This is a genomic window from Mycobacterium kubicae (assembly GCF_015689175.1).
GTDB lineage: Bacteria > Actinomycetota > Actinomycetes > Mycobacteriales > Mycobacteriaceae > Mycobacterium > Mycobacterium kubicae.
The window spans coordinates 4573423-4585219 of record NZ_CP065047.1 but is presented as its reverse complement, the minus strand read 5'-3'; the positions used below and the strand labels follow the sequence as shown (position 1 = coordinate 4585219).

Sequence of the window (11797 nt, the reverse complement as noted above, 5' to 3'; positions counted from 1 at the left end):
GCTGAACTGCCAGGCGTGACAATACGGGTGGCGATTGTGAGCTGTCTCACGCTCAATTGCGCCGCGACCGGTCAAGCGCGGTTCGGCAGGAAGACGAAGTTGTTGACGTACACCCCGCGCGCAGCCCAGTCGTCTTGCGCCCCGGCGATGTTCGCCGGGTCCTGGTGGCGGGCGGCGTCGAACTCCTCGACCGGCCGGCGCTCGTCGCCGATGTCGAAGTAGCCGGCGTAACCCAGGTCGCCCAGCAGTGCGGTGATGTCGGCCACGGCGTTGCGATGGTGGCGCTCTTCGGCTTCCACCACGATGGCAGGCCGGTTACGGGTGAGCGTTTCGGTGGCGCCGCGCAGGACGGCGAGCTCGTGACCTTCCACGTCGATCTTGATCAGCCCCACGCCGTCCAGGCGCAGATCGTCCAGACGCCGCACCGCCACCTCGATGGTGGCGACCGATCCGCCGCCGGCATCGCTGAGCACGTTGTCGTTGTCGATCGTGCTGCGGCCCGGGTCGGATTCGTACACCCGCATCGTCGTCACGCCGGGCTGGTCGGACAGCGCCACCGATTCCACGCGCACCGGCGCGCCGACCGCGGTGAACATTGCCGCCAGGTCCCGGGCCTGGGCGGGGCGCGGCTCGAACGCCACCACCGAACGCGAGGCGGACAGCATCGCGATGGAGAATTCGCCCACGTCGGCGCCGATGTCCACCGAGACCCGGTTGGGATCGCACAGCGATCGCACCAATTGCACGTCCGGGCGTGCCTCGCCCAGACGTTGCAGGATGCGGTATTTGCGCCGCCAGAAGAGCTTTGGCGCGACGGCTCTGGCCGCGGGGGCGAGCATTCGTTTGGCCGAGCGGGCGACTGGCATTTGCTGCGCCTCCTATGCGGTTCTGCGGTGCAATTGCGTGTCGCACCGCCTTGCGGCCCCGGCTGCGCGCACGGGCGCATGTTAGTCTCGTCTAACTATCAGTGCGTGACCTGCGCCGGAGAGAGCGGCTTTTAAGTCTGTTCGCTGACTCGGCCAGGAACCATAATTGGGCCGTTGCCCGCTTTGGACACGTGTACACACCGGAGGTCTCCGTTGCCGCGCAGCCTAGACCTCGTCGTGACCTCGGTAGCCACCCAGCTCATGGAGGCCACGGCGTCTACGGCGACCCAGGTCAGCCAACGGGTTCTCGCGCAACTGGTCGAGCAGTTCGACTTGGACGCCAGCTTCTTGCGACATCACGACCACGACATCCGCGCCTCGGTGCTGGTCGCCGAATGGCCGCCGCGGACCGACGTCCCCGATCCGGACCCCCAGGCCGTTGTCCACTTCACCAGCGCTGACCCGGTTCTCGCGCAGTGCGAACACGGCAGGAAGCCGGTCGTGATCCGGCCCGACCAAGGTGGCGCCCGCGCCCTGCAACGGCTGATCGGCGGCACCAAGCAGGCGGCGTCGCCGTCGGTGGCCGCCGCGCCGCTGGTGTCCGGGGAGATGACCACCGGCGTGCTGGGGTTCGTGAAGTTCGGCGCGCGAAAGTGGAAGCAAGAGCAGATCAATACCCTCGAGGCCGTCGCGGCGCTGTTCGCCCAACTGCAAGCGCGTATCGCCGCCGAGGAGAAACTGCGCTACCTCGCCGAGCACGACGACCTGACGGGGTTGTACAACCGCCGGGCGTTGGTCGCGCACCTGTCCGACCGGCTGTCGGCCGGCAACCCCGGGCCCGTCGCGGTGCTCTACATGGACCTCGACCGGCTCAAGTCCATCAACGACTACATGGGCCACACCGCCGGCGACTGGTTCATCCGCGTGTTCGCTCAGCGGCTGCGGGTGTGTGCGGGCAGCCAGAGCATGATCGCCCGCCTCGGCGGTGACGAGTTCGTCGTGATTCCCGAGCAGACCATGTCGGCCGCTGCCGCAGAAGCTTTCGCGCGTCGGCTCGGCGCCATGCTGCGGGAGCGACTGGCCATCGGCGGTCACCAGATCACTCGCACGGTCAGCATCGGCCTGGCCGTGGGCATGCCGGGGCGCGACAACAGCACCGACCTGCTGCGCCGCGCCGACGAGGCGGTGCTCACCGCCAAGCGGGCCGGCGGCAATCAGGTCGCGCTGTCCACCGACGACATGTCGTTGAAGAGCGCCTTCCGCAACGACATCGAACTGCACCTGCAGGGCGACATCGACAGCGAAGCGCTGTTGCTGCACTACCTGCCCGAGGTCGACTTGTGGACCGGGGCGATCGTGGCGGCCGAGGCGCTAGTCCGGTGGCGCCACCCGATCTGGGGGCTGTTGCTGCCGGACTCCTTCATCGGGGTGGCGGAATCGACGAACCTGGCCGGGGAACTCGGCCGGTGGGTGATGCGCGCGGCCTGTTCGGAGTTCAGCCGTTGGCGCGCCAACGGCGTCGGTCAGAGCGCGATCCTGCGCATCAATGTGTCACCGGTGCAACTGATTACGCGTGGGTTCGTCCGCAGTGTCGCCGACACCATCGAGGAGTTCGGCATCGACGGCGGATCGGTGTGTCTGGAGGTCACCGAGCGCGCAGTGGTGCACGACATCGAGACCACCCGAAAGACGCTGGCCGAGCTGAAGGAGGTGGGGGTTCAGATCGCGATCGACGACTTCGGCACCGGCTACGCCGTGCTGTCGCATCTGAAGTCCCTTCCCGTCGACATGCTCAAGATCGACACCGGATTCGTGCGCGACCTGGGCACCAACGCCGGCGACCTGGCGATCGTGCGGGCCATCATCGGTCTGGCCGAGGCGTTCGGACTGCAACTGGTCGCCGAAGGTGTCGAAACGCCTACCGCCGCACTGACCTTGATGCAACACGGATGTCATCGGGCGCAGGGATTCCTGTTGTCCCGGCCGGTTCCCGGCAACGCCATGGAGGCGCTGCTGTCCGCTCGCTGGATGCCGATGCCGTTCCTCGCCGACCGCGAGGCGCTGACGCTCGGCGCTATCTGACATTTGAGAATGGTTCGAACGATTAAGAAGAAGGCGCTGGTCCTTGTCGCGTGCGTCGCGTGCATCGTGCTGGTGCTCGCCGCATGCCACAGCAGCCACGACACCGCCGGTCCGCTGACCGCGATGGCCAGTCCGGCGATACCGGCGGCGGCGCAGGAAATCGCCAATCCGCTACGCGGCCAATACGAAGACCTGTTGCAGCCGCTGTTCCCACAGGGTCAGCCGGCTCAGCAACGCTATCCGGCCTGGCCCGCCTCCTACGACGCCAGCGTGCGGGTCTCCTGGCGGCAGTTGCAGCCGACCGATCCGGCCACCTTGCCGCCCGACGCGCCCGACGACCGCAAATACGACTTCAGCGCCATCGACGACACACTGGCCAAGTTGGCCGAACGCGGAATGCGCTTGACGTTGCGGATTTACGCCTTCAACTCCTGCTGCAACGCCTCCTATCCCAACAACACCAACATGGCGATCCCGGACTGGGAGCGGGCGCGTCCGGGCACCAGCACCAGCTATCCGGGGCCGGCGAACGGTCCGTCGGCCGGGGTGACCCAAGTGGTGCCGAATTTCAACGACCCGACTTACCTCGACGACTTCTCGCAGCTGCTGGCCGCGTTGGGTCGCCGCTATGACGGCGACGAACGGCTCAGCGTGTTCGAGTTCTCCGGGTACGGCGACTTCAGCGAAAATCACGTCGCCTATCTGCGCGACGCGCTGGGCGCACCGGGCCCCGGTCCCGACGAAAGCACCGCGGCCCTGGGGTATTACAGCCAGTTCCGCGATCAGAACATCACCACCGCCTCCATTCGGCGCTTGGTCGCCGCCAACGTCGACGCGTTCCCGCACACGCAGCTGGTGGTGACGCCCAACAACCCGGAGATCATGCGCGAACTGCTTGCCGACGACGTGACGAAGAAGTCGGTCGCACCGGTCGGCGTCCGCTCGGATTGTCTGGGCGTTTACTCGCCGCTGCCGACCTGGGCCGAGATCAACACGTCTCACTATGTGCAGACCAGGGATCCGCTGATCGCCGCGCTCCGCCAGCGCCTGGCGGTGGCGCCGGTGATCACCGAGTGGTGCGACTTGCCCAGTGGCACAAGCCCGCAGGACTATTACGAAAAGGGACTTCACGACGTCATCCGGTATCACGTGTCGATGACGTCGAGCGTCAACTTTCCGGACGAGTCGGCGACCTCACCGATGGACCCCAAACTGTACGTGCTGTGGGCGCAGGCCAATGCCACTGCCGGATACCGGTATTCGGTCGAGGCGCGGCCGGGCTCGCAAGCGCTGCAAGACCAAGTGGCGACGATTGCTGTCACCTGGACCAACTACGGCTCGGCCGCCGCGACGGAGAAATGGGCGCCGGGCTACCGACTGGTCAATTTCAGCGGACGAATGGTTCGCACCCTGCCTGCCTCGGTGAACCTCAAGACTCTGGTCGCCGACACCAACGGCGACCGCAGCAGTGAGCAGCCGACACCCGCCTCGGCCACCGAAACGGTTCGAGTGGACCTCAAGGGCTTGCCGCCGGGCCATTACACGTTGCGGGCCGGGGTCGACTGGCAACAGCACAAGCCCAACGGCTCACACCCGGTGAACTACCCGCCCATGCAGCTGGCCCGGGACGGCCGCGATGAATCGGGGTTCTATCCGGTTGCCACGCTTGATGTTCCGCGTGACGCGCAGACGGTCGTCAACAACCGCTGACGTCGTCCGGCGCGCTCACCACCGGGTGCGGTCCAAACCCGCGCCAGCCGCTCATACCAACAGGCCAGCCCGAAGTCCGCGGCGCGCGTGCGCGCGGCGGCGCCCAGGCGGGCCCGCAACGGTCCGTCGTCGACCAGTTCGGTGAGCGCCGCGGCTATTCGGTCGGGGCGACCGGGTGGGACCACCAGGCCGGTCACTCGGTCCGTGATCGCCTCGCCGATGCTGCCCACCAGCGTCGTCACCGGCGCCAGGCCGTGGGCCATCGCCTCCAACAGCGCCAGGGGTAGGCCCTCGTCTCGGCTCGGCAGCAGGAAAACGTGTGCGGCGCAGAGCAGTTCGTCCCGAGCCGCCGGGTCCAACCAGCCGGCCACGTGAATGGTCTCCGACAGCCCGGTGGCGGCCACCGCCGCGCGTACCTCGCTGACCTCCCCGTCACCGGCGAGCGTCACCCGCAGCCGGGCCCGAACGCCGGCGTCGAGGGCGGCGACGGCGCTGATCACGTCGTAGCTGCCCTTGCGTGCGCCGAGCCTGCCCAGGGACACGGCATGAACCCGCTGCGCCGGACGCTGCGCCACCGCGGTGTCCGGGATCGCGACGGCGTTGTGCAGCACGTCGACGCTGTTGGCGGGCAACCGCAGTCGGCTCGCATACTCGGTGACGTGACGCTCGCCCAGCACCAACCACTGATCGGCAAGCAACAGCCGTCGGACCACCCGCTGCGCCAGCGGCCGCAGCCGGTCGAACCAGCCGCCGAAGTCATAACTGTGCGCGTGCACCACGGTGTATACCCCGGCCATCCGTGCGGCCGCCATGGGCAGTGCTTTGCGAATCACACTGCCGCCGTGCGCAAGATGGATGTGCAGCACGTCGGTGTGACCGCGCAGCACCAGCCAGGTGGCGCGCAGCATGCCGGTGACGCCGACGGTGAGCCGATACCACAGCGGGCCCTCGATGTAGGTGGGCACCATGGTGAGGCGAAATCGCCGGTCGGGGTGGGCGGCCATCAACGCGATCACCGTCGCCATGCCACCGCGGCTGGCTGCTGCGGCCGGCGCCGGGCCGACCACGGTCACCCGCAACGGATTTCGCTGTCCGGTCACTGGACCGCCCCGACAGGTGACTCCTCGGGGATCGCCTCATGCTCGTCGCGGTCGACGCGCGACAGCTTGGCGAACGCCAGAGCGGCCCCCAGCGCCATGCCCAGTGTCATGGCGTTGGCCGGGTCTTCGGGCAACGGGTCGATGATGCACATGACCAGTAGCCCGGTGCTGACCGCCGCGGCCGTCTTGGCCGGCTTCGACGCGCTGCGCAGCGCCCGCACCAACGGCGTCAGCGCAAATACCGCAAACGCCGCCATGCCGACGGCGCCGGACTTGGCCAGCCACCACAGATAGAAGTTGTGCGCGTAGGTGGTGCCCAGGGTTTCGGTGAACTCGTCGGGATCGTCTCCGAACGGCAGTTGATAGGCGTAGCCAAGTCCGTGGCCGAACACCGGTGCCTGCGCGATGGCGCTGTTGAGGTGGCCGTCTTCGGCCAGGCGGGCCTGCGTCGACGCGTCCGCGGCCAGTGCGCTGCTCGAAACACCGCCCAGGACACGGTGACTGAACCCGGACACCTGACCCGCCAGCCAGTCACCCGCCGACGAGTCGTGCAACAGGAACAGCGCGCCGGGCACCGTCACCGCCAAGATGCCCGCTCCGGTGATCGCCAAGCGGGCGGCCCGGCGCACGGCGGACCACCCCATGCTGGCGAAGAAGGCGACCACGGCCGCAACGCCGACCGAAATGAGCGTGTTCCGGGAGAACGCCAGCACCGAGATGATCAAGGCGGGCAAGCCCAACCACAGGTACGCAGCGGGCGGGACTCGGCCGACTATCTGGGCGGCCACCAACGCGGTCAGCACCGCGATGGCCGGTATCAGGGCTGAGGTGATCACCCGGTTGGCCGAATCGCCGGTATCCGCTTGCAGGCTTTCCAGCCGACCGGCCAACCGGACGCCGCCCGACGAGCTGAGAACCGCCATACCCGCCGAAAACCACAGCGTCACAGCGATCGCGTGGATGGACAGCTTCACGTAGCTGCCGTAGACGATCGTCAGCGCCAGAACGAACCCGGCGACCATCTCCAGCAGAAACGTCGCCTCGCGCAGCGCGGCCGAGACGGCGTGTCCGGCCGAAATGCCCTGGGCGGCAAAGTAAAGCGTGGTGAAGACGAACATGCCCGGCAACAGATAGTCGGCCATGCGCAGCCGAACGGTGGGCAGGACGAAACAGATCGCCAGAATCAGCACCACGTGTGAGGCGTAGATGGACACCGGCCCGACCACCTTGCCGATGTGCAGACCCTGCGGCAACGCCGCGAACCCGACGAACAGCGCCAACCCGATCATCAGCTCCGGCTTGGCCCAGTACATGATCAAGCAGAACGTCGCGCCGATCAGGGCGATGCCCTGGGTGGTGTTGCGCACCGACAGCACACCGAAGATGAAGCAGGCGAACAGAAACGCAGCCAAAACGGCCGCGCCCAGCACGAGGCGGTGGCGGGTGCGCAGGTATCGAGTCACGCCGGTTTGCTGACCTTCGACCGGTAGGTGCGGGTCGCGGCCTTGGCGTGACGGGCGATTCGCGCGTCGGTCAGCACCGTGCCCACCACGTTCGCGCCGGCGGCGCGCAACGCGGTCAACGCGTCGTTGAGTTCGTCTTCGGTGGTGCGGCCTGCGCGCAGGACCAGCACGGTGGCCGGTACCGCCCCGCCCAGCAGGCCGGAGTCGGCCGTGGCGAGCACCGGCGGACCGTCGACGACCGTTCGGTCGAAGGCGTCCGCCAAATCCTGCAACACCTTGTCCAGCACCTCGGGCAGATAGGCGCTGCACGGCAGGGTCTCCCGACGGGCGGCGCGTGCGGCCAGGATGAACAGCTTGGAAATCGGCGTCGGCTTGACCGCTTCGGTGGCGATGTCGGGGTTGGCCAGCGCGTTGGCCAACCCTTCACCAGAGTCGACCTTCAACAAGCCGGCGATCACCGGTCTGCGGGTGTCGCCCTCGACCAGCAGGACATCTTCGCCGAGTTCGGCGAACGCCCGGGACAGATTCAGCGCGGTGGTGGTGGTGCCCTCACCGCCGAACGGCGCCGTCAGCAGGACTCGGCCGCCACCGGGCCCCATGGCGCGCAACAGCCGGGCGCGCAGTCCGCGGACCGCGTCGTCGAAGGAGATGTCGGTTCCGAACCGCGGTGCGTTGCCGCGCTTTCCGGGCAGCTCCGCCAAGGTGGGCAAGCCCGACAAATGCTCGAGCTTCGCGCGATCGCGCACCGTGCGGTCGGCCGCCTCCCGGGTCAACGCCACACCGGTGCCCAGCAGCAGACCCGCGACCAGGCCCATCGCCATGTTGCGCACCGGCACCGGCTTGACCGGGTGGTCGGGCACACCGGGTTGCTCCACGACTGTCGCGCGCGCCACCGGGGTGGCCGGCGAGGACACCGGCGTGACCGGTTGCGGCGCCTCAGCCGGTGCGTTGGTCGCGTCACCGGCCACCGGTTGGGTGGTCGGTTGGTCCCCGTCTTGAGCCGCGGACGGCACGGAGGAGGGGGCCGGGGTCTGCGGCGCCGGTGCGACCGGCGGCTTAGGCGTGACGCCGAGCGTGCCGACCATCACGGTGAACTCGTCGGCGACCGCTTTGGCCAGCGTCGCAGCGCGATTGGGATCGGTGTCGGTGACGGTGATGGTGAACAGGGTCGATTTCGGCGTGAACTGCACCCGGGTCTGATTGGCCAGCGCGTCCGGGCTGACCGGCAAGTGGTACTGGGCGACCGCGCGTTCGGCTACGGCATGACCACCGGCGATCGCGGCGTAGGAAGACAGCCGCTCCTGCGCGGCCTGTGTGCCCTGATACACCTGGGCCAGGTCGGTCTCCCCGGAGAACGAAATCAGCACGGTGGCCGCAGATTCGTAGCTCTTGGTCTGAAACGCGGTCAGCGCTGCCGCCCCGGCCAGACAGGCCAGCAGCGCACCGACAAAAAGCTTCCAGTGGTGCAGGAGCGTCCGGACAAAGGTGCGGAAATCCATCGGAATGTACCTCTCTAGGCGCCGGGCGGGCGCGTTGTGGTGTGGGCGCGGCCTACGCCGCCCAGCATGGAAGGCGTTCGGACCGCGCAGAAGTCGTGCACGTAGCCCGTCGGCATGGCGAAGGGATGGAATTGGCCCGAGGTCACCATGGACATCTGGTCGCGCTCCACGTCGAACTCCGCTATCGGGCGCAACGCCGTCTCGGTGACGTAGAACAGGTGGTAGCCCAGGTCCTGGATCGAATCAAACACCTCTTGGATGGGCCCGTCGAGGTGACGTTGCTCGATTTCGATCAGCATTGCGGGCCGGCAGCGGCGCAATAGTGAAGCGCCGCCGCGCAGGACGGACAACTCGTGACCCTCGACATCGATCTTGACGAAGTCGACGTTGATGTCGGGCCCTAATTCGTCGTCGAGGCGCACGGTGGGAACTTTCACCTGCCGCACGTCAACCCCTTGCCCGTCGAATCCGTGCGCAAGGCTGGCCTGCGCGGTCACCTGCCGGTTGTGGTGTTGCGGTACGGACAGTTCCGCGTATCCGGCGGCGTCGGAGACGGCCGCCTGCCGGAAGCGGACGCCGGCCCGGGCCGCGGCGAGCCGGCGCAGCATCACCGCGTTGTCCGGGTGCGGCTCGAAACTGTAGACGCGGCCCGGCTTTCCGACGCGGCGTGCCAGGTGATAGGTGAACAGGCCCCAGCTCGCGCCGATGTCGACGGCGGTTGCGCCGGTGGGGGTGAAGTGATCGGCCACCGTAAGGGCGAGATCATGGGGGCGTCGGCGCTGCCACAGCAGTTCGGTGGCCGCGGTCATCGCGGGGCGGCCGAAGTAGCGACCGACGTTTCGCACGGTGACGTATCGTGCCGCCCAGTTGGCCGCATCGCTGTGCAGCAGGCGCTGTTTGGTCGACATGGCTCACCTGACTCTCTGCGCGACGGGCTGGGGTGCGAGCGTTCGGTCGATCACGTCCAGGAGTTGGTTCGCGGTACGGTCGACGCCGTAGCGCCGCTCGTAGTGCCGCGCCGCGGCGCTGCCGTGCCGCGCGGCGGTGGCCGGGTCGGCGAGCACGTCGAAAGCTCGCGCCAGCCCGGCGCTGTTGTCGACATCGACCGGCGGAAACTCCGGGGGCTGGTATTCGGGCAGTCCGCCTTCGGCCGACACGATCGGCATCACGCCCAGTTGCATGGACAGCACCTGCACACCGCTTTGTGATGCGCGGCGGTAATGGGCCACCGATCCCTTTGCCGACCAGATGGTTTCGACGACGTCGGCGTAGCGATAGCTGCCGCTGCGCCACTGCACGTGTTTGGGCAGCTCGCGTTCGCCGATCGGGCCGTCGCCGACGAGTATCAGGTCGTCGCCGCGCCAGCCGCTGCCCGCGACATGCACTTGCCAGGCCCGCAGTACGACGTCGATGTTCTTGTAAGGGTTGAGCCGGCCGATCATCACGAAGTCACGGCGATGGTGCGACGCGGCCGGGGCCGCAACCAGACTCGCGTCCAGGTCGCTGGTCAGCGGCACCACGTGCACCGTCGTCCCGGCCACGTCGCGGCGGGCGGCGACGGCGTTCGCGACGTATCGACTGTAGGTCACGGTGGCTCGCGAGCGGGCTCCCCAGCGGTCGAACACAGCGTGCTCGTAGGCCTGGTGCCGTTCGGCGATGTCGTGGGGCCGGTCATCGTGGATCAGCTGTATCCGGGGCGCGGTGCCGGCCAGGGCGATCCAGCGGGGATCCCGGACCAGTTCGGTGATCACCAGGTGCGGTGAGAAGTTGCGCACCCGGCGCCAGACCTCGAAGGTGGGTGGCCAGGTCGCGGCCGTCCGGAACCGCGGATCGAGCACCAGTTCGAAATCGCGCGCGGGCCCGGACTCGGGGTGCTGATCGGAGGTCACCAACAGCACCTCGACGCCGCGGCGGCGCAACGCCTCCACCTGTACCCGCGCCAGGGGCCGCAACCACGGCGAAAGCCACAGGATGCGAAGCGGATTCATAGTCGCGGTCCGTTCGATCCGGGATCGACCCACCAGCGTCCATCCAGCTGCGGGTACTGCCGCAACACCTCGTCGTAGAGGTCGGGAAGGGTCAGCAGTACCCGATCGGGATCGGCGGCCAGCAGTTCTTCCGGGGAGATGATGCCGACGTCGGTGCCAGGGATCCTGCGTCCCTGCTTGGCCGGTGATGCGTCGGCGACGGCTGTCACCAGGTTCGCGTCCACGCCCGCGATGTTGAACAGCGCGGGCACCCGCGAGCCCGCGCCGTACCCGTACACCCGGCGCCCGTTGTCCGCCTGCGTCACAAGCCACTTGCGCAAGTCGTTGACGTGGGCCTCGACCGAGAGCTGCAGGCGGGCCAGGACAGCGGGATCGGTCACACCGAAGTCCGCTTCGCGTTGCAAGATGTCCTTGGCCTGCTCGTCGGGTTCGACGCTGCCGTGCACCGCGGCCACCAAAAAGGTGCCACCGTACAGATCGAACTCCCACGCCGTGGCCACGCTCATGCCGACCGTGTCGAGCAGGGCGGTCAGCGCGGTCAGCGAATAGTAGGCAAAGTGCCCGTGCCGCAACGCGTTCCACTGGCCTTGGCTGACCATCGTCAGCAGCGACGGAAACTGGATCAGCAACACACCATCGGGGTCGGTCACTTTGGCCCGCAGCTGGAAGCCGCCGCGTTGGTCCGGCTCGTGCATGACGCCGAACGAGTCGAGCACGACATCGGCCACTTCGGCTTCGGAGTATCCGCGTTCGGCCAGCAGCGGCAACCAGGTGCCGCCGTGCGGACTGCCGAATTCGCGGACCGTGTCTCCGCGTAACCAGCCCGCGGCGCAAACACGCCGAACGGCGTCGGCGGCCTGGTCCCGCAAGGCCTGCGGTTCGATACCGCGCGGTTCGGCGGTGTGGGTGTCGTCGCTGGCGAGCTGGGCCAGCCCGCAACGCGTGCACAGGTCCATGGCCAGTGCATGCGCTGATTCGTCCGGGCTCACCGGTTGGGTCAGCAACGGGAAGTTGTCGGCCGCAGGCACGGTGCCCAGGTCGAGTACCCGGTGCAAGTCCGTGCTGTCACACCCTCGGCAGGTACTCATG

9 protein-coding genes are annotated in these 11797 nt (G+C 67.9%); 2 read left to right on the top strand and 7 right to left on the bottom strand.

What is annotated here, in order from left to right:
- Positions 1-71: 71 nt before the first annotated feature.
- Complete coding sequence (locus I2456_RS21340; RefSeq protein ID WP_085075130.1) at positions 72-866, bottom strand: FkbM family methyltransferase; 795 nt, start codon at positions 864-866, stop codon at positions 72-74.
- Positions 867-1079: 213 nt separating this feature from the next.
- On the opposite strand from I2456_RS21340, the gene I2456_RS21335 reads away from it, so the two are divergent.
- Together I2456_RS21335 and I2456_RS21330 are read left to right on the top strand one after the other, a co-directional pair.
- The gene (locus I2456_RS21335; RefSeq protein ID WP_085075131.1) at positions 1080-2948 is read left to right on the top strand and encodes a putative bifunctional diguanylate cyclase/phosphodiesterase; all 1869 of its coding nucleotides are present in this window, start codon (positions 1080-1082) and stop codon (positions 2946-2948) included.
- 9 nt (positions 2949-2957) lie between these two features.
- Positions 2958-4658 (top strand): hypothetical protein, encoded by a 1701-nt coding sequence (locus I2456_RS21330; RefSeq protein ID WP_085075132.1) that lies wholly within the window; start codon positions 2958-2960, stop codon positions 4656-4658.
- On the opposite strand, the gene I2456_RS21325 is transcribed toward I2456_RS21330, so the two are convergent.
- Genes I2456_RS21325 through I2456_RS21300 form a run of 6 tightly spaced genes read right to left on the bottom strand, consistent with a single transcriptional unit; the run spans position 4598 to position 11796 of the window.
- Positions 4598-5758: a glycosyltransferase family 4 protein gene (locus tag I2456_RS21325; RefSeq protein ID WP_241007781.1), complete on the bottom strand. Its 1161-nt coding sequence runs from the start codon at positions 5756-5758 to the stop codon at positions 4598-4600. The two genes, I2456_RS21330 and I2456_RS21325, sit on opposite strands and share 61 nt — an antisense overlap.
- Positions 5755-7221, bottom strand: coding sequence for an O-antigen ligase family protein (locus tag I2456_RS21320; protein ID WP_085075133.1), 1467 nt, complete (start codon positions 7219-7221; stop codon positions 5755-5757). The genes I2456_RS21325 and I2456_RS21320 overlap by 4 nt, the downstream gene beginning before the upstream one ends.
- Positions 7218-8720 (bottom strand): tyrosine-protein kinase domain-containing protein, encoded by a 1503-nt coding sequence (locus I2456_RS21315; RefSeq protein WP_085075134.1) that lies wholly within the window; start codon positions 8718-8720, stop codon positions 7218-7220. Before I2456_RS21315 ends, I2456_RS21320 begins: the two co-directional genes overlap by 4 nt.
- Before the next feature lie 14 nt (positions 8721-8734).
- Positions 8735-9628, bottom strand: a complete 894-nt coding sequence (locus I2456_RS21310) for an FkbM family methyltransferase (protein WP_085075135.1) — start codon at positions 9626-9628, stop codon at positions 8735-8737.
- Between the two features lie 3 nt (positions 9629-9631).
- Positions 9632-10708 (bottom strand): glycosyltransferase family 4 protein, encoded by a 1077-nt coding sequence (locus tag I2456_RS21305; RefSeq protein ID WP_085075136.1) that lies wholly within the window; start codon positions 10706-10708, stop codon positions 9632-9634.
- Positions 10705-11796, bottom strand: coding sequence for a methyltransferase domain-containing protein (locus I2456_RS21300; RefSeq protein ID WP_085075161.1), 1092 nt, complete (start codon positions 11794-11796; stop codon positions 10705-10707). The genes I2456_RS21305 and I2456_RS21300 overlap by 4 nt, the downstream gene beginning before the upstream one ends.
- Position 11797 lies beyond the last annotated feature (1 nt).